We start from the raw sequence: 17,401 nt of genomic DNA on the forward strand, positions 1-17,401 counted from the left end.
CGTCATCAAGCTTGTCGTCAAGAGGAGTATTGAGCGGATTTTGTCCGTTAAGGGGCTGCCGAATTGTAACTAAATTCCATGCTCCAGAGCAATTTGTTCGAGATGTTTACAAATTGAATTGGGCGTGCTTGTCTTGGCCCCCAGCGGCAGAGCCTGGGAAACGGCCTCGGAACGAAAGGAATTCCGTATGAAGCGGATCGCGACGGCGTTGGCGGCAATTCTGATGATCGTATCGGGCGTTGTCTCGGCGAGTGCCGCGACATTGCGGGTCGGCATTCAGGACGATCCCGATGCGCTCGACCCGGCGCTCAGCGGCACTTACGCGGGCCGCTTCGTATTTGCGGCGCTGTGCGACAAGCTCGTCGATATCTCTCCCGACCTCAAGATCGTGCCGCAGCTGGCAGAGGCATGGGAGTGGGCCGCGGACGGCAAGTCGATCACCTTTACGCTGCGCAAGAACGTCACGTTCCACGATGGCACCGCTTTCGATGCAGCGGCAGTCAAGTTCAATATCGAGCGCATGAAGACGATGCCGGATTCCAAGCGCAAGGCCGAACTGGCGCCGATCGCGAGCGTCGAGGCGCTTGCTGCGGACAAGGTGAAGTTCAACCTGTCGGAGCCGTTCGTGCCGCTGCTTGCCAATCTCAGCGATCGTGCCGGCATGATGGTCTCGCCCAAGGCTGCCACGGAGAAGGCCGGGGAATTTGCAGCCGCGCCGGTCTGCGCCGGTCCGTATCAATTTGTCGAGCGCAAGTCGCGCGACCTCATTCGCGTCAAGAAATATCCCGGCTATTGGAATGCCGCACAGGTCGGCTATGACGAAGTCGTCTATTACTACGTTCCCGATTCAACCGTGCGGTTGTCGCGTGTCCGGGCGGGCGATCTCGATCTCGCGGAGCGTGTCGCGCCGACCGATCTCAAGACCGTGCGCGACGATCCCAACCTCGCCCTGCATTCCGGCCAGGGGCTTGCCGTCTCGCATTTGATGTTCAATGTCGGCGCGGGCGCGAAGGCCGATACGCCACTCGGCAAGAACGCGACGCTACGTCAGGCCTTTGAGCTGGCGATCGATCGCAACGTCATCAATCGCGTTGCCTTCAATGGCGAGTTCCTGGCGGATAACCAGATGATTCCGCCGTCATCTCCCTTCTACGATAGTGCGCGCAAGGCGCCGGCGCGCGACGTTGCCAAGGCCAAGGCGATGATTGCCGCCGCCGGGATGACGCGTGTGCCGGTCGAAATCCAGTACGAGAATACGGCCGGCGATTCACGGGTCGCACAGATCATCCAGTCGATGGCGGGCGAGGCCGGCTTCGACGTCAAGCTGCTGCCGATGGAAACGACGACGGCCATCGAGCGCTACCTGAACGGCAATTTCGAAGCCTATATTGGCAACTGGAGCGGTCGCGCTGACCCGGACCCGACGCTGGTTGCCTTTTTCAGTTGCACGGGCTCTCAGAACGTCAACAAATACTGCAACAAGGATCTCGATGCGATCCTGATGCAGGCCCGGGGCGAAGCTGACGAAGGCAAGCGCAAGGCACTCTACGCCAAGGCGACGGACATTTACCTGACAGCGCTCTCGTCGATTCCTCTGCATCACCCGAACTGGTTCTTTGCGGCTCGCAAATCAGTCGGCGGCATCGTCATGGTGCCGGATGGTCTCTTGCGTCTGGTCGGTGTCAGGCCTGTGAATTGATGCGCGCGCCCGCCGACGCGCTTGCCATGGTGAGGACCAGTCTGCCCCGATGAAGACCCTGCTTCTGCGCCGACTTGCCGTTTTGCTTCCGACCCTGTTGCTGGTGTCGATGATGGTGTTCGGTCTGCAGAAGCTGCTGCCCGGCGATCCTGCGCTGGCGCTCGCCGGAGAGGAGCGTAATCCCGAAGTCGTCGAGTATCTTCGGCAGAAGTATCGCTTCAATGATCCGATCCCGGTGCAATACGGCGTCTGGTTGAAAGCCCTCGTGCACGGCGACTTCGGCACTTCGGTTCGCACCCGATTGCCGATCGGCACCATGCTGGTGGAAAAATTACCGGTGACCTTTGAGCTCGCGATTCTGTCGATGTTGGTCGCGCTGCTGGTCGGGTTGCCAATCGGGATCTTCGCGGCGCTGGGGCGCGGGACGCCCTTCGACTACGGTGCCAGTCTGTTCGGGCTTGCTGGACTGTCGATCCCGCATTTCTGGCTGGGGATCATGCTGATCCTTCTGTTCTCGGTGAATCTCGGCTGGCTTCCGGCCGGAGGTTTTGTTTCGCCGTTTGAAAGCGTGCGAGGCAATTTGGTTTCGATGCTGATGCCCGCTCTGGTGCTCGGCACCGGCACCGCTGCGATCATGATGCGCCATGTCCGCAGCGCGATGATCGAGGCGATGAAGCAGGATTACGTGCGCACTGCTCGCGCGAAGGGCGTTCGCGAAAGCACCATTGTGCTGCGTCATGCGTTGCCGAACGCGCTGATCCCGGTGGTCACGCTGGGTACGCTGCAATTTGGCGAATTGCTGGCCGGCGCGGTGTTGACGGAGCAGGTCTTTTCCATCCCGGGTTTCGGCAAGATGGTGGTCGACGGCGTGTTCAGCCGCGATTATGCGGTGGTTCAGGCCGTCGTGCTCTGCACAGCAGCCGTATTCCTTCTGATGAGCCTGATTGCCGACATGGCCTATGTGCTGCTCAATCCGAGGCTCAGGTCATGAGCTCGATTGAGACCGCACCGGTCGCGAGTCGTGCGCCCACCACCGATCGTTCGGAATTTCGCCGCCTGTTGCGCGAACCATCCGCCGTCATCGGGGCCACGATCATTCTGTTCTTCGTCGTGCTGGCGGTATTTGCCTCGTGGATTGCGCCGTACGATCCAAACTCGCCGGACTGGATGGCGATCCGCGCGGCACCCGGTGCGGCACACTGGTTCGGCACCGACGATCTCGGCCGGGACGTGCTGTCGCGCGTGATCTTCGGCACGCAAGCCTCGCTTGGCGCCGGCTTGGTCTCTGTGACGGTCGCGGTGCTGATTGGTCTCCCGCTCGGTCTCATGGCCGGCTATTTCGGCGGCCTCATCGACATGGTGATCTCGCGCCTCGCCGATGCGCTGCTCGCTTGCCCCTTTCTGGTGCTGGCGATTGCGCTCGCCGCGTTCCTGGGCCCCAGCCTGCAAAATGCGATGATTGCCATCGGCATTTCCGCCGTGCCGGTGTTCGTTCGTGTTGCGCGTGCCGAGACGCTGGTTGTCTGCACCGAGGACTACATCGCGGCGGCCCGGTCCCAAGGTCTCGGTCACTTCGCCATCCTGATCGGACAGGTGTTGCCGAACGTGCTTGCGCCGACGATTGTGCAGGCGACGCTGACCATGGCGATTGCAGTTCTCGCCGAGGCGAGCCTGGCCTTTCTGGGGCTTGGCCAGCTTCCTCCCGCCCCATCATGGGGCGCCATGCTCGATGTTGCCAGGCAATTTCTCGGCGAGGCACCATGGATGGCATTCTGGCCCGGGCTCGCGATCATTGCGCTCGTCATCGGCTTCAACCTGATGGGTGACGGCCTGAATGATGCTCTCAATCCGAGGCGTTAGATGGAAGCCGGCCCGCAGGCTATTCGGTTCTGATCTCGCTGGGGGATTTCTGTGTCCAGCGGCGGAAGGCGCGGCGGAAATTGGCCGCGTCGCTGAATCCCAGCGCCAGCGCGATATCCTCGTTGGCGAGCTTCGTCGTGCGCAGATATTTCAGAGCGAGGTGGCTCCGGAGCTCATCCAGGAGGCCGCGGAAGGAAATGCCCTGCTGCCGAAGCTGGCGCCGCAGCGAGCGATCACTGATGTCGAGCAGCGTTGCGACGGCAGCGAGCGTCGGAGGGTTGGCGATATCCCGCAGCAGAAGCGCACGGATCTCGCCGGCGATCCCGACCCGCAATTTCAGCTCTCCAAGAAGCTCATCGCAGAGCGCCACGATCATTGGATAGGTCGTCTTGTTTCCGAGACGTGCGGCCTGATCCAGCCAATCGGAGCGAAAGACGATCCGATTGAATCCATTGGAGAAGCGGATGGGACATCCGATCAGATCGGCGGGCAGACGGAAATCATCAGCTTCCGGATAGGTGAGGCTGATGTGATCCGGGACGAATGCCGCGCCCATGATGTCGCGCATCAGCGAAATATGGATGCCGATCTGCATCTCCGCAATAAAGCGGTAGACCCGTGGGTCGATCGCTGCGCGCGCGTTGGGCTCAATTGTCCAGCTCGCGAATCCCTTCTCTTCCCTGAACTCTATCGTGGCAAGCGGCGCGGCAAGCGAGTGATAGCGCCATGCAAAGGACATCGCGTCGCGAAAGTCGGGGCAGCAGAGAATGGCAAAACCATACATGCCGTAGGTCGAAATGTGGATGGATGCGCCGATGCGGTAGGGCAGATGCCGATCGCTCGAGAGCCGAATGGCGTTCTCGCAAGCCGTCATCAATTCCGTGAGCGAGATCCTGGTCTTTGGAGAGTGAACCTCCGGCACCTGGAGCGCGATGTTTCGTAGAATTTCCTTGGCAGAGGTCCCCTGAGCCACCAGTTCGTCGAATAGAGCCGCGAGCTTGGTTGACTCGTAGACACGTTCGTCCATTCCGACGACGAGCGCGTTCTTTGCATCGATCGTCTTGTCGGGGTGCCTGGGATCGCTCAACTGAACCTGCCTCCGGAGACGGCCCTAACGCGCAAGCCAGCATGGCTGGGCAAACAGCATAGGCTGCATTGTTGTCGAGACGGAATAGCCGCATTTTCGATCGTCCTAAGGCTTGCCAGGTCGATCGTTGTGCGACGCGGAAGGCCAGATGGCAGCAGTTTTATCCAAGACGCATCACGGTTCGTGGCGCAACGTGTCCGGCCCGGACCGGGCGTTGTCCGTTCCGGACCTTCACAAGGACGAGGCCGCGCGCGACGCTTGCGCTCGTGTCGTACGACGAACTCGTCGTGAGGCAAGTCGGCCTGCGATCCGCGCGCTCAGAACTGCGGACGCGACCAGGGCCGCGGGGATGAGACGTCGAGGGAGGCCGCCATGGTGGGAAGGCTGATTCAGACCGCCAAATCCGCTTATCAGTTCCCTTTGATCTTCAAGCAGTTGTGGCACACGCCGCTCGTGCAGGCACCGAACCAGGAGATCGTGTATCGCGATCTCAGGCGCTTCACCTATCGCCAGATCAGGGATCGAATCGGCCGTCTGGCGTCGGCCTTGAGCAAAGCGGGCGTAGAGGCCGGCGACACCGTCGGCGTCCTCGACTGGGACAGCCATCGTTTCCTCGAGGCATTCTTCGCGATCCCGATGATGGGGGCCGTGCTCCAGACGGTGAACGTTCGCCTGTCGCCCGAACAGATCGCCTACACCATCGATCATGCCGGGTCGTCGACGCTTCTCGTGAACGACGAGTTCGTCGAACTGCTGGAGGGATTGAAGTCGCAATTGCCCAAGGTCAAGCGGCTGATCGTGATGTCGGACGGCCCGGCGCCGCAAGCCGGCAACCTGTCCTTCATCGGCGAATATGAGAGCCTGCTATCGGCGTCTTCGCCCGACTACGACTTTCCCGATTTCGACGAGAATACGCAGGCGACCACCTTCTACACGACCGGAACGACCGGATTGCCGAAGGGGGTCTATTACAGCCACCGCCAGCTCGTGCTCCATACGCTGGCCGGGCTTGCGATGTTCGGGATCGCGGGAACGCAGGGCCGCTTCTCGCGTGACGACGTCTACATGCCGATCACGCCGATGTTCCACGTCCACGCCTGGGGTTTCCCCTGGTCGGCGACACTCGCCGGGGCCAAGCAGGTCTATCCCGGGCGCTACGAGCCGGCGATGCTGGTCAAGTTGATCAAGGATGAAGGCGTGACCTTCACCCACGGCGTGCCGACCATTTTGAGGATGTTGCTCGAGGCCGCTGCCAAGGCGAATGTCGATCTGAAGGGTCTCAAGATGGTGATCGGAGGCTCGGCCTTGCCGAAGGCGCTGGCGAAACAGGCGCTGGCCGCAGGCATCGACATCTTCGCAGGTTACGGGATGTCGGAGACCGGCCCCCTGGCAGCCGTATCCCATGTCAGATCAAAGGACCTCTCCGGCGACTCGGAGGGGGAGGTTGAGTTCCGCACTCGCGCTGGCATGGCAGGGCCGCTGGTCGATCTGCGCATCGTCGACGACGACATGAAGAATGTACCGCATGACGGCAAGTCCTCCGGAGAGATCGTCCTGCGCGCGCCCTGGCTCACGCAAGGCTACTTCAACAATCCCGAGAGCTCGGAGCAGCTCTGGACCGGAGGCTATTTGCACACCAGCGACATCGCGGTGGTCAGCCCGGACGGCTACGTGCACATCACCGATCGCATGAAGGACGTCATCAAGACTGGCGGCGAATGGGTGTCGTCCTTGCAGATCGAGGACCTGATCTCGCAATGCGCCGGCGTATCCGATGCGGCCGTCATCGGCGTCAAGGACGACAAATGGGGCGAGCGCCCGCTGGCGCTCGTGGTCAAGCAGGAGTCGGAGACGAACTACGTCAGCGCCACGATCATCAAGGATCATCTCAAAGTCTTCGCGGACAAGGGCGTCATCTCGAAATACGGCATTCCGGAGCAGATCCTCTTCATCGAAACGATCCCCAAGACCAGCGTCGGCAAGATCAACAAGAAGCTGCTGCGCGAGCGCTACGGGAACATATAGGCGTCCGCCGCAGCCACGAACGAGGAGGAAAAATTGAGCAACCTCACTCTCGCGGGCCTGAACGAAAGGGTCGGGCAGGAGCTCGGCCTTTCCGGTTGGGCTATGATCGATCAGGCGCGCATTGACAATTTTGCAGCATGTACCGGCGATCATCAATGGATTCATGTCGACGTCGCGCGGGCGAAGCGCGAGAGCCCTTTCCGTGGCCCGGTCGCGCACGGCTATCTGACGCTCGCGATGGTGGCCCCGCTCGCCATGGAGATCGGCATCATTCCGCGCGATGCCGCGGCCGGACTGAACTACGGGATCGACAAGGTTCGCTTCCTCGCGCCGGTGCCGGCCGGCGCGCGCGTGCGGCTGCGCGTCGTGCTCGCGGGGCTCGAACCGAAGGACGGCGGTCAGGTGATCATGCGAACGCGGAATACGCTGGAGGTCGAGGGGGCGGAGAAGCCGGCTCTGGTTGCCGAGACGCTGTCGCTTCTGATCCCGGCGGCGGGGGCACGACGACAATGAATGCCGAAAACCGCCCGCAAGTTCCACCTGCCGAAGGCATCTCTGAAGATGCGTCGCGCAATACGCTTGCGCTCAATCCTCTCGTCGGACTTCGGAGCGAGGATCTCCTGGAGAGCGCGGGTGTCCTGTTCAAGGCTGTCGTCAACGAGCCGAAGGTGGCGGCGGAGCAATGGCTGTCCTTTCTCGGTGAGCTCGGCTCCATCGCAGCCGGCAAGTCGGAGCGGGCGCCGCGGACCGGCGATCGGAGATTTTCCGATGCCTCCTGGAAGGAGAGCTCGCTGCACGACGGCTTGCTCAAGGCCTATCTGGCCTGGGGCGACGCCGTCAGCGGCTTCGTCGACAAGACGAGCCTGAGCGACGTCGACAAGGCGCGCGCGCATCTCGTCACGGAAATCCTGATCGACGCCGTCGCGCCCACCAACGCGATGCTGACCAATCCGGCGGCGATGCGCAAATTCGTCGACACCGGCGGCCGCAGCGTCTGGCAAGGACTGAAGAACTATGTCGACGATCTCACCCGGAACGGCGGCATGCCGTCGATGGTCGACCGCAGCGCCTTCAAGGTCGGCGAGAATCTCGCGACCACGCCGGGCGCGGTGGTCCTTCGCAACGAGCTGCTGGAGCTGATCCAGTATACGCCGACGACGCCGAAGGTCTGGAAACGGCCGCTGCTGATTACGCCGCCGCAGATCAACAAGTACTACGCGCTCGACCTCTCGCCGGACAAGAGCATGGTGCGCTTCCTGCTCGAGAGCGGCATTCAGGTGTTCTGCGTGAGCTGGCGCAATCCGACCGCCGCCGATCGCGACCTCGGCCTCGACAGCTACGTCGCGGCGCTCGACGAGGCCGTCGACGTCGCGCGCGAGGTGAGCGGCAGCGACGACATCTCCATGATGGGTTCCTGCTCCGGGGGCATCACCTCGACGGCGTATTTCGCGACGCTCGGTAATGCTGCCGAGAAGATCAGGAACATGGTTCTGGCCGTCTGCCTGCTCGACCCGAACACGGCCGACGAGAGTGCATTCGGCTGCCTGATGACGCCGGACACGATGCGGGCCGCCAAGGAGACCTCGCGGCTCCGCGGGATGGTCGATGGTCACGAGCTGGCGCGGATGTTCGCCTGGATGAGGCCGAACGATCTGATCTGGAATTACTGGGTCAACAACTATCTGCTCGGCAATCAACCGCCGGCCTTCGATATCCTGTACTGGAACGCCGATACGACCCGGCTGCCGGCGCGTTTGCACGGTGACTACCTCGACCTGTATTTCACCAACCCGTTCGTCAATGCCGGAAAGCTCACGCTGAACGGCAGGACGATCGACATGGGCGAGGTCAAGGCCGACTGCTACGTCGTGGCCGGCGTGACCGACCACATCACGCCGTGGAAGGGTGTGCACAGGACGGCCCAGATCATGGGTCCGAACACCACCTTCGTGCTGTCGAACAGCGGTCATCTCCAGAGCCTGCTCAATCCGCCAACCAATCCGAAGGCGTCGTTCATGATCGGCTCCGTCAATCCGGCCGGACCAGAAGCATTCATGGCCGCCTGCGAGAAGCGGAAGGGAAGCTGGTGGCTCGACTGGCGGGACTGGCTCCACGCCCGCTCAGGCGACGAGGTCGATGCACCGGCCTCGCTCGGCAGCGGGCGCCATCCCGTCCTTGCTCCAGCCCCGGGGACATACGTCTTTGAGTGACATGACCACAGAAGCGCGACCTGCCAAGGACGCCGCGACCGGGACGCCGGGCGAGATCGAGGTGCGGCAAATCGCGATCGACGGGCAATCGCTTCGGGTCGCCATCAGGCATGGCCGCGAGCCGCAACCGCCGCTGTTGCTGTTCAACGGGATCGGCGCCAATTGGGAATTGACGAAGCCGCTGCTCGAGGCGCTTACGCGCACGACGGCGATCATCTTCGACGTGCCGGGCGTCGGTGCTTCGCCGAGACCACGCCTTCCGTATCGCCCTTCGACGCTGGCGCGGTTGGCCGCGGGCCTTGTCGCCGAGTTGGGGTACAAGCAGATCGACGTCGCGGGCGTGTCCTGGGGCGGCGGGATCGCGCAGCAATTCGCGCATCAATATCCGAAGCTGTGCCGGCGGCTGGTGCTGGCCGCGACGGCGCCAGGTTTCACCATGGTGCCGGCGAGCCCGGCGGTGCTGTGGAAGATGGCGACGCCGCGGCGGTACACCGACAAGAGCTACATGAACAGGATCGCCGCGGACATCTATGGTGGCGCATTTCGCGACGATCCATCGCTGATCGGCCGACACGCCGGAGCGATGCATGGTGCGCGAAATCTCGGCTATTTGTATCAGCTCCTCGCGATGGCCGGCTGGACCAGCCTGCCATGGCTTTGGTCGCTGCGACAACCGACGCTCGTGCTGACGGGCAGCGACGATCCCCTGGTCCCTCCGATCAACGGCCATATCCTGGCGAGCCTGATCCCGAACGCCGAGCTCCGCATGATCGATGACGGACACCTGTTCATGGTGACGCGGCCGGCGGAGACCGCGGCATTGATCGAGGATTTTCTGGCCGGCGGCATCGCAGATCTCGTTCCGGCATCGGAAGACGGGCGCAACCATTCCAAGGCAGAGCAACAAGGGAGGACATCATGACGGATACGGCCTCATACATCGACATGCTGAGGAAGTTCGGCAGCGATCTCGGTCTGCCCAAGCTGAACGTGGATGAGCTGCTCCAGGCGCAGAAGAAGAATATCGACGCTCTCGGTGAAAGCGCGAAGGTGGCCGCGCAAGGCGCGCAGTCGGTGGCGCAGAAGCAGCGCGAGGTGCTGGAGGCGGGCCTCAGGGAAGCCGAAACACTCGCGCGCCAATACAAACCGCTCGGCCAGATACACGAGAACGTCGCGTTGCAGACCGAATTCGCGCGAAAAGTGTTCGAGATCGCCGTCGAAGGCGCGCGGGAGAGCGCATCGACCGCGCGGCAATCGACGACAGACGCGGTGAAGATCATCCAGGACCGCGTCAAGCAGAGCCTGGAGGAGATCCGCGCCAGCGTTCGCCCGAACAAGTCGGCCTGACGCCACCATCCGCGCAGCTGGGAGGGAACCATGGCGAACCCACAGGCGACACGAACGGGACGGCCGGACTATGTGCCACCGCCGATCGACGGTGACTTCTACGGAATTGCGAACGTGATGAGCGAGAGCGAGCGCGCGCTGCTCCGGCGCGTTCGCGCGTTCACGGAAGGCGCGGTCGCGCCCGTGATCGAGGAGTATTGGGGGCGCGACGAATTCCCGTTCGCGATCGTTCCGAAGATGGCCGAGATCGGCATCGGTGGTGTCGGCTACGAGGGCTATGGTGCGGCGGGCGGGAGCTGGCTGTTGAATGGCCTTGTCGCGATGGAGCTGGCCCGGGTCGATGCGTCGGTCGCGACGTTCTGGGGCGTGCACACCGGCCTGTCGGCAGGCTCGATCTATCTGTGCGGTGACGAACAGCAGAAGCAGCGCTGGCTGCCGCCGATGATGCGCTTCGAGAAGATCGGCTCGTTCGGGCTGACGGAGCCTTTGGTCGGCTCCGCCACATCGGGCGGCATGCTGACGACCTGCCGCCGCGAGGGCGACGTCTGGATCCTCAACGGCCAGAAGAAATGGATCGGCAACGCCACCTTCGCCGAGATCAACGTGATCTGGGCGCGCGAGGAGGGGACGAACGAAGTCAAGGGCTTTGTCGTCGGCAAGGACAATCCGCGCTTCTCGGTCGAGAAGATCAGGACCAAGATGGCGCTTCGCGTCGTGCAGAATGGGTTGATCACCCTGAAGGACTGCAGTGTGCCGGAGGCAGATCGTCTCCAGAATGCCAACACCTTCAAGGACACCGCCAAGGTCCTGCGCATGACGCGCACCGGGGTGGCATGGTTCGCGGTCGGCTGCCAGATGGGTGCCTACGAGCACGCGCTGCGTTACGCGACCGAGCGGATCCAGTTCGGACGGCCGATCGGCGGCTTCCAGCTCGTGCAGGATCTCCTGGTGCGTATGCTCGGCAATGTCACATCGACCCAGGCGATGATGCTGCGCCTCGCCCAGCTCCAGGACGAAGGCGTGATGCGCGACGAGCATGCCTCGCTGGCGAAGGCATTCTGCACCGTCAAGTGTCGCGAGACGGTCGGCTATGCACGCGAACTGCTCGGCGGCAACGGCATCCTGCTCGAGAACCATATCGGGCGGTTCGTGGCCGACGCCGAGGCGATCTATTCCTATGAGGGCACCAGGGAGATGAATACGCTGATCGTCGGCAAGGCGATCACCGGGCTGAGTGCGTTCGTCTGACCGGACGGAAATCTGGGGGGCATCATAGCAGGGGCGATCAACAGACGGGGAAGCTGCATGAATGGCGCGGAAAGTCTCTTGCGTACACTGGTCGGATCGGGCGTCGAGGTCTGTTTCGGCAACCCCGGCACCTCGGAAATGCACTTCGTCGCTGCGCTCGACAGGGTCGAGGGCATGCGGGCCGTGCTCGGCCTGTTCGAAGGTGCGGTGACCGGCATGGCCGATGGCTATGGCCGCATGGCGGAGAAGCCGGCCGCGACTCTGCTCCACCTCGGGCCGGGACTCGCCAATGGTCTTGCCAATCTGCACAACGCGCGTCGCGCGGCAACGCCGATCGTCAATGTCGTGGGCGACCACGCCACCTATCACGCGCAATACGACGCGCCGCTCGCATCGGACGTTCACGGATTTGCCCGGCCGGTCTCCGGCTGGGTGCACTCGTCGGCGAGCGCCAGGACCGTCGCTGCGGATGGAGCGCGGGCGGTGCAGGCCGCGCTGCAATGTCCCGGTCAGATCGCGACGTTGATCCTGCCGGCTGACACGGCCTGGATGGAGGCCGATCGGCCGGCGCCAGCTTTGCCGAGGCCCGTGCCGACTGTGGTTTCCACCGAGGCGATTGACCAGGCTGCCGCGGCGCTCAAGTCAGGTCGCAAGACCATGCTGCTGATCCGTGGAGCCGCACTCAGGGAGCGCGGACTGAGCGCCGCGGGCCGTATCGCCGCGGCGACCGGCGCGCGGATCGCATGCGATACTTTCGCGCCACGCTGCCAGCGCGGCGCCGGGCGCGTGGCGGTCGAGCGAATCCCGTATTTCGCCGAGCAGATCGTCGAATTCATGAAAGGAACGGAGGAACTGATCCTGGTCGGCGCGAGCCCGCCTGTGAGCTTCTTCGCATATCCGAACAAGCCGTCCTGGTGCACGCCCGAGGACTGCAAAATCATCTATCTTGCGCATGCTCACGAGGATGGTCCGGCGGCCCTCGAGGCTCTCGCCGAATCTATGAAGGCGGCCAGGCAGGCGTTGCATGTCGGTCCACTGAGCCGGCCCGATATTCCGGCCGGACCGCTCAATCCGCAGACGGCCGGGCAGGTCATCGCTCATTTCCTTCCCGAAGGCGCCATCACCTCCGACGAGGGCGCGACGGCAGGCGGAGGTGTGCATCGATTTGCGGCGACGATCGCACCGCACGACCATCTTGCCTTGACGGGCGGCGCGATCGGGCAGGGCATTCCGGTCGCCACCGGCGCCGCGGTGGCCTGTCCGGACCGCAAGATCGTCTGCCTCCATGGTGATGGCGGGGCGATGTACACGCTGCAGGCGCTCTGGACGCAGGCGCGGGAATCGCTCGACGTCACCACGGTGATCTTTGCCAACCGTTCCTATGCGATTCTCAACATCGAGCTTGCGCGGGTCGGCGCCGGAGATCCGGGGCCGAAGGCCTTTTCGATGCTGGATCTGCACAATCCCGAGCTTGATTGGGTCAAGCTCGCGTCCGGCATGGGCGTGGAGGCGAGCCGCGCGACCTCGGTTGGCGAATTCGCGAGCCGGTTCGGCAGCGCCATGAACAATCGCGGTCCTCGCCTGATCGAGGTCGTGCTTTAGCTCGCCGGAACGCGATCGCTCTCATGCGAGCGCGCGCTGCTCGATCCAATCGACGTAGAGCCGACGCTCTGCAAACAGCCACGCGCCGTCCATCTTCACGAACGTATCGAGGTAGCGGAGCGAGGCGACCATCAATCGGCGTTGTCCGCCGTCGACGATGACGTGATGCGCCAGGCAATACGTCTCCCCTATGCCACGTTCGCTCGTCAGCGTGAAGAGCGTGCTCTGCCCGAGGAAGTGCGTCGTGGCATCGTACTTGTTCAGCTCCGCGAAGACCGGAGCGAGTTCTGCGCGAGCGTGCAGCTCCTGCGAGGGTGCCGGATCCTTGGCGTTCATGTACACCACGAAATGGGTGTCTTCGGTGAAGAGGGACATTTGCCCCGTCGCATCGCGACGGTCGGCGCAGTGCGCATAGGCTTCGACGAGCTCCCGTATGGCGAGGCGATCCGCCGCTTCGCCGGGGGAGATGGCAACGTGCTTGCTCATGGGCAGATATCCTTTGAGTCAGGGGGCAATCAGGTCGGGCTGGTCAAACTGCCGCATTTGCGAGCGTGGTCTTGGACAAAGTCTTGGACAAAACTGCTCCTGCCGGAGCTGCCTTCGGCGGTGGGCGCGGCCGGCGGATCCTCGTCGGGCGCCGGCAGGCGTCATCCTGGCCCTTGACATGCCGTTACGTGTGTAATAGTGGCGATGACACACTTTTGGAGTCGGCCGTGCCAACCAGTACACGTTTCGCTGTCGCCGTTCATACGCTCGCCGCGCTCGCGGTCAGCGACGGCAAGCCGATGCGGTCTGAGGATCTGGCCTATTCCGCCAATACCAGTCCTGTCGTGATCCGCAGCCTGTTGTCGCGCCTGAGCGAGGCAGGTCTGACCCGCTCGCAGCTCGGGACGGGCGGTGGGGCGCTGCTGGCGAAACCCGCGGCCAAAATTCGACTGCTCGACGTCTATGAGGCCGTCGAGGACACCGAGCTGTTCTCCTTGCATCGGACGCCGCCCTGCGAGAGCTGTGCGGTTGGAGGCAACATCCTGGAGGCGATGGAGCCGACACTGATGCGCGCGCGCAAAGCACTCGAGAACGAGCTGGCAAAGGTCACGATCGCCGGCATCGCTGCCGAGGTCGCGCGCCTCGGGAAATTCAGCATTCCGCTGGAGTGGTGATGCTCTTTTTGTCGTTAAATGTAATCATGTCACTGACACACAGTTTAATGCGTGCCGCGTTGGGATCGGCTGCATAGGGGCGCTGCCGTTCCGGAGTCATTCCGCCCCGTTCATCAACAGGAGCAAACAATGAGCATTGGCATTATCGGGGCGGGCGCCCTCGGTTCCAGCGTGGCCCGACTGCTGGCAAGAGGCGGGATTGCGGCGACGATCGCAAACAGCCGGGGCCCGGAGTCGCTGAAAGATCTGGTCGCGGAGCTTGGTCCGTCGATCAAGGCCGGTACCGCCAGGGAAGCCGCCGGCGCCGATATCGTCGCGGTGGCTGTGCGTTGGGTCGATCTCGAAAGAGCGCTGGAACGTGTGCCCGCCTGGAATGGCCGTACCGTCATCGACGCGACCAATCCCGTCGAGTTCCTCGATCCGGACTCCCCCGATGCCAGGGACCCGAACAACCCGCTCGCCGCCTATGGCATCAAGGCGATCGATCTCGACGGCAAGCACTCCAGCGAGGTGTTCCGCGGATACGTTCCGGGCGCACGCGTCGTCAAGGCCTTCAACCATCTCGACGCGCGCGTGCTGACGGAGCCGGTGGTGTCGGGCGGGCAGCGCACCCTTTTCTACTCGGGCGACGATGCCGGAGCGAAGGCCGCGGTTCGCAAGATCATCGAACAGGTTGGTTGTTTCCCGGTCGACCTCGGCGCGCTCGATGCGGGCGGACCTCTGGCCTCGCTGCCGTTCGGTTCGCTCGCGGCCGTCAGTTTCATCAAGACCTGACATTCGATGAGTCTCGCCAGAGCCGCTTCGGCAAGCAGCTAGTCGCGGCTTTCGATCTTTCCGCCCAGCGCCTGCGTCGCGCTGGCGGCGCTGGCGAGCAGCGCCTTCACCTGATCGCTCGACGGCTCGACCTTCATCGAGGCCCGGGTGCCGGCGAGGCTGAGCGTGAAACGAATATCGCCGTTCCAATCCACGATCGGCGCCGCGATGGAGACATAGCCGGTGAGGTCGGATCGGACGATCGTCGTGTAACCCTTTCGCTTCAGCTCGCGCGCCGCATCTTCCCTGAATTTTCCGGCATCGACTTTACCGCCGAACACGGCCTCCCATTCCTGCGTGATCAGATGCGCCGTCAGGTTTGGCGGCAGCCGGGCGGCGTAGATCTTCCCCGCTGCAGAACTCAGCATCGGGATCAGTCCGGTGCGAAATTCGAACGCGCCGCGCTGATCCCCGTCCTGTTTGAACAGGCTGAGAGGGCCGTCGTCGGTCCATGTGGTGACGGCCGCGCTTCGCCGCGTGATGTCGCGCAGATTGGTGACCTCGCGGCGGACGATCTCGAAGCCGTCGATCTGCTGGATTGCGCTGACGCCGAGCGAGAGCGCCGCAGGCCCGAGGCGATAGTTGCCCGGCTTCTCGTCCGCCGCGGCGAGCCCGATCCTGACGAGGCTCACGAGATAGTTATTGGCGGCGCTGGTCGTCAGGCCCGCCAGCGGCGCGATGTCCTTCAGGGCCATCGCCTGCTGACTGCCCTGCATAACATTCAGAATCCGAAAGGCAATTTCCACCGACTGAATGCCGCGGCGCGGTTTCTTCTCCTGCATCTGCTTCCTTCGACCGGTTCAGCGAATCGAGATTGACACAAACGAAAGTCGCGAGCACTATACAACAATAAAATATGTATTCAACAATATTGAATACGGAGGAAGCGAAAATGCCCATTGGTGCCATCCGCAGCGTCTACACGGTCGCCAACGACATGGATCTCATGCAGGCCTTCTACGCAGAGGCGCTGGAGCTTCCGCTGGCATTTCGGGATCGCGACCAGTGGTGCCAGTTCAAGGTCGGACAGTTGGCGTTCGCGCTGAGCTCACCATCCGAAGCGGCTACGGGCGCGCGCGGGAGTGTGGTCGTGTTCGGCGCGACCGACGTGGCTCAATTAGCGCAGCGGATCGAGCGGCTCGGTGGGCTGCACCTGTCGAGCCGCGACATGGGCTCGCACGGCAGCGTCGCGACGTTCACCGACCCCGAAAACAATCTGTTCCAGATCCACGTCCGGCAAAGCACCTAGCTGCGGCCGCGTATCAACCGTGCCACCCGAGAAAGGATATTCATCATGAAGTTCGGCGTCTTCGATCAGAACGACCGCTCCGGTCTGCCGCTGGCAGAGCAGTACGAGAACCGGCTTGCGCTCGCCGAGCTCTATGATCGGCTCGGCTTTCACTGCTTTCACATGAGCGAGCACCACGGCACGCCGCTGAGCACGACGCCGTCGCCCAGCGTATGGATGGCGGCTCTGTCGCAGCGGACCAGGAGATTGCGGCTATGTCCGCTGGTCTATCTGTTGCCGACCTACAATCCCGCGCGCCTCTATGAAGAGATCTGCATGCTCGATCATCTGAGCGGCGGCCGGTTCGAATTCGGAATTGGCCGCGGCGCCTCGCCGCACGAGCTCGACGCGCTCGGGATCGAATCCGCGAAGGCGGCGAAGATGTACGCGGAGGCCTTCGAAGCGATCCAGCGCTGCTTCGCGCAGGACTCGGTCACGACGACAGGCGAGTTCTGGAGCTTGAACGACTACGCGGTGGAAATGAAGCCACTTCAGCGCCCGCATCCGCCGATGTGGTACGCGGTTGGCTCGCCCGATTCCGTGGTCTGGCCGGCGCGCAACGGCATGAATGTGGTCTGCGGTGGGCAGGTCTCCCGCGTGCGCGCGATTTCGGACCGCTATCGCGAGGAGATGGCTGCCGCCGGTCTACAGGGCAAAGCCTCTCCCCTCATCGGCGTCAATCGCTACATCATCGTCGGCGAGAGCGACCGCGATGCCCACGAGCTGGGTCGAAAGGCCTGGCCGGCGTTCTACGAAAATTTCATCAAGCTCTGGCGCAAGCACGGGACGCAGCCGGTTAACGCAAAACTGCCGCCCGCGTTCGACCAACTCGTCGAATCCGGCCATGCGATCGCCGGCTCCGCCCGGACGGTCGCGCAAATCCTGTCCGACCAGGTCGCGCTTGGCGGGCTGAACTACGTGATCGGCAGCTTCATGTTCGGAACCATGCCGCACGCGGAAGCAGCGGCCTCGATCCGCCGCTTCGCCGAACAGGTGATGCCTGCGGTGAAGGCGGCCGAAGCGGTCGCTGCTTGAGTGCCCGAAACGGGTGAACGCAAGGAG

The 17,401-nt window shown here is 63.1% G+C and carries 17 protein-coding genes; 14 read left to right on the plus strand and 3 right to left on the minus strand.

Annotated elements, in window-relative coordinates:
* The first annotated feature begins 187 nt into the window (after positions 1-187).
* From V1280_RS46055 to V1280_RS46065, 3 genes are read left to right on the plus strand one after another with little or no spacing between them, the layout of a single operon-like run.
* Positions 188-1,699 (plus strand): ABC transporter substrate-binding protein, encoded by a 1,512-nt coding sequence (locus V1280_RS46055; protein ID WP_334537952.1) that lies wholly within the window; start codon positions 188-190, stop codon positions 1,697-1,699.
* A gap of 49 nt (positions 1,700-1,748) precedes the next feature.
* Positions 1,749-2,690 (plus strand): ABC transporter permease, encoded by a 942-nt coding sequence (locus tag V1280_RS46060; RefSeq protein WP_334537953.1) that lies wholly within the window; start codon positions 1,749-1,751, stop codon positions 2,688-2,690.
* Positions 2,687-3,559 (plus strand): ABC transporter permease, encoded by an 873-nt coding sequence (locus V1280_RS46065; protein ID WP_334537954.1) that lies wholly within the window; start codon positions 2,687-2,689, stop codon positions 3,557-3,559. The genes V1280_RS46060 and V1280_RS46065 overlap by 4 nt, the downstream gene beginning before the upstream one ends.
* Before the next feature lie 19 nt (positions 3,560-3,578).
* Here V1280_RS46065 and V1280_RS46070 read toward each other — a convergent pair whose 3' ends face one another.
* Positions 3,579-4,646 (minus strand): AraC family transcriptional regulator, encoded by a 1,068-nt coding sequence (locus V1280_RS46070; RefSeq protein ID WP_334537955.1) that lies wholly within the window; start codon positions 4,644-4,646, stop codon positions 3,579-3,581.
* A gap of 372 nt (positions 4,647-5,018) precedes the next feature.
* Between V1280_RS46070 and V1280_RS46075 the strand changes: the two genes are divergently transcribed.
* The 7 genes from V1280_RS46075 to V1280_RS46105 are packed head-to-tail and all read left to right on the plus strand — an operon-like array spanning position 5,019 to position 13,078.
* Entirely contained in the window at positions 5,019-6,671 is a 1,653-nt protein-coding gene (locus tag V1280_RS46075) for a fatty acid--CoA ligase (RefSeq protein WP_334537956.1), read from the plus strand.
* 33 nt (positions 6,672-6,704) lie between these two features.
* A complete protein-coding gene (locus V1280_RS46080) occupies positions 6,705-7,184 on the plus strand; it encodes a MaoC family dehydratase (protein ID WP_334537957.1) in 480 nt (159 codons plus the stop codon).
* Positions 7,181-8,881 carry an alpha/beta fold hydrolase gene (locus tag V1280_RS46085; RefSeq protein WP_334537958.1) on the plus strand — a complete coding sequence of 567 codons (1,701 nt, stop codon included), beginning with the start codon at positions 7,181-7,183 and terminating at the stop codon, positions 8,879-8,881. The genes V1280_RS46080 and V1280_RS46085 overlap by 4 nt, the downstream gene beginning before the upstream one ends.
* 1 nt (position 8,882) lies before the next feature.
* Entirely contained in the window at positions 8,883-9,803 is a 921-nt protein-coding gene (phaZ, locus tag V1280_RS46090) for a poly(3-hydroxyalkanoate) depolymerase (RefSeq protein ID WP_334538625.1), read from the plus strand.
* Positions 9,800-10,228, plus strand: coding sequence for a phasin family protein (locus V1280_RS46095; RefSeq protein WP_334537959.1), 429 nt, complete (start codon positions 9,800-9,802; stop codon positions 10,226-10,228). The genes phaZ and V1280_RS46095 overlap by 4 nt, the downstream gene beginning before the upstream one ends.
* Before the next feature lie 30 nt (positions 10,229-10,258).
* Entirely contained in the window at positions 10,259-11,476 is a 1,218-nt protein-coding gene (locus V1280_RS46100) for an acyl-CoA dehydrogenase family protein (RefSeq protein WP_334537960.1), read from the plus strand.
* Positions 11,477-11,533: 57 nt separating this feature from the next.
* Positions 11,534-13,078, plus strand: a complete 1,545-nt coding sequence (locus V1280_RS46105; protein ID WP_334537961.1) for an acetolactate synthase large subunit — start codon at positions 11,534-11,536, stop codon at positions 13,076-13,078.
* 21 nt (positions 13,079-13,099) lie between these two features.
* On the opposite strand, the gene V1280_RS46110 is transcribed toward V1280_RS46105, so the two are convergent.
* Positions 13,100-13,564, minus strand: a complete 465-nt coding sequence (locus tag V1280_RS46110; RefSeq protein ID WP_334537962.1) for a nuclear transport factor 2 family protein — start codon at positions 13,562-13,564, stop codon at positions 13,100-13,102.
* Between the two features lie 227 nt (positions 13,565-13,791).
* Here V1280_RS46110 and V1280_RS46115 point away from each other — a divergent pair, with 227 nt between their 5' ends.
* Positions 13,792-14,238 carry an Rrf2 family transcriptional regulator gene (locus V1280_RS46115; protein WP_334537963.1) on the plus strand — a complete coding sequence of 149 codons (447 nt, stop codon included), beginning with the start codon at positions 13,792-13,794 and terminating at the stop codon, positions 14,236-14,238.
* 129 nt (positions 14,239-14,367) lie between these two features.
* The gene (locus V1280_RS46120; RefSeq protein ID WP_334537964.1) at positions 14,368-15,012 is read left to right on the plus strand and encodes an NADPH-dependent F420 reductase; all 645 of its coding nucleotides are present in this window, start codon (positions 14,368-14,370) and stop codon (positions 15,010-15,012) included.
* Between the two features lie 38 nt (positions 15,013-15,050).
* Here V1280_RS46120 and V1280_RS46125 read toward each other — a convergent pair whose 3' ends face one another.
* Positions 15,051-15,833, minus strand: a complete 783-nt coding sequence (locus V1280_RS46125; protein WP_334537965.1) for an IclR family transcriptional regulator — start codon at positions 15,831-15,833, stop codon at positions 15,051-15,053.
* Between the two features lie 110 nt (positions 15,834-15,943).
* Between V1280_RS46125 and V1280_RS46130 the strand changes: the two genes are divergently transcribed.
* Complete coding sequence (locus V1280_RS46130; RefSeq protein ID WP_334537966.1) at positions 15,944-16,300, plus strand: VOC family protein; 357 nt, start codon at positions 15,944-15,946, stop codon at positions 16,298-16,300.
* 45 nt (positions 16,301-16,345) lie between these two features.
* On the plus strand, positions 16,346-17,374 hold the full coding sequence (locus V1280_RS46135) for an LLM class flavin-dependent oxidoreductase (protein ID WP_334537967.1): 1,029 nt from the start codon (positions 16,346-16,348) through the stop codon (positions 17,372-17,374).
* The last annotated feature ends 27 nt before the right edge of the window (positions 17,375-17,401 follow it).

The organism is Bradyrhizobium sp. AZCC 2230 (genome assembly GCF_036924495.1).
Classification (GTDB): domain Bacteria; phylum Pseudomonadota; class Alphaproteobacteria; order Rhizobiales; family Xanthobacteraceae; genus Bradyrhizobium; species Bradyrhizobium rifense.

Excerpts from the sequence above, each read along its gene's own strand:
- V1280_RS46075 (WP_334537956.1), top strand. The coding sequence starts at position 5,019 with ATGGTGGGAAGGCTGATTCAGACCGCCAAATCCGCTTATCAGTTCCCT.
- V1280_RS46120 (WP_334537964.1), top strand. The coding sequence starts at position 14,368 with ATGAGCATTGGCATTATCGGGGCGGGCGCCCTCGGTTCCAGCGTGGCC.
- V1280_RS46100 (WP_334537960.1), top strand. The coding sequence starts at position 10,259 with ATGGCGAACCCACAGGCGACACGAACGGGACGGCCGGACTATGTGCCA.
- V1280_RS46060 (WP_334537953.1), top strand. The coding sequence starts at position 1,749 with ATGAAGACCCTGCTTCTGCGCCGACTTGCCGTTTTGCTTCCGACCCTG.
- V1280_RS46085 (WP_334537958.1), top strand. The coding sequence starts at position 7,181 with ATGAATGCCGAAAACCGCCCGCAAGTTCCACCTGCCGAAGGCATCTCT.
- V1280_RS46095 (WP_334537959.1), top strand. The coding sequence starts at position 9,800 with ATGACGGATACGGCCTCATACATCGACATGCTGAGGAAGTTCGGCAGC.
- V1280_RS46130 (WP_334537966.1), top strand. The coding sequence starts at position 15,944 with ATGCCCATTGGTGCCATCCGCAGCGTCTACACGGTCGCCAACGACATG.
- V1280_RS46110 (WP_334537962.1), bottom strand. The coding sequence starts at position 13,564 with ATGAGCAAGCACGTTGCCATCTCCCCCGGCGAAGCGGCGGATCGCCTC.
- phaZ (WP_334538625.1), top strand. The coding sequence starts at position 8,883 with ATGACCACAGAAGCGCGACCTGCCAAGGACGCCGCGACCGGGACGCCG.
- V1280_RS46055 (WP_334537952.1), top strand. The coding sequence starts at position 188 with ATGAAGCGGATCGCGACGGCGTTGGCGGCAATTCTGATGATCGTATCG.
- V1280_RS46065 (WP_334537954.1), top strand. The coding sequence starts at position 2,687 with ATGAGCTCGATTGAGACCGCACCGGTCGCGAGTCGTGCGCCCACCACC.
- V1280_RS46125 (WP_334537965.1), bottom strand. The coding sequence starts at position 15,833 with ATGCAGGAGAAGAAACCGCGCCGCGGCATTCAGTCGGTGGAAATTGCC.
- V1280_RS46135 (WP_334537967.1), top strand. The coding sequence starts at position 16,346 with ATGAAGTTCGGCGTCTTCGATCAGAACGACCGCTCCGGTCTGCCGCTG.
- V1280_RS46105 (WP_334537961.1), top strand. The coding sequence starts at position 11,534 with ATGAATGGCGCGGAAAGTCTCTTGCGTACACTGGTCGGATCGGGCGTC.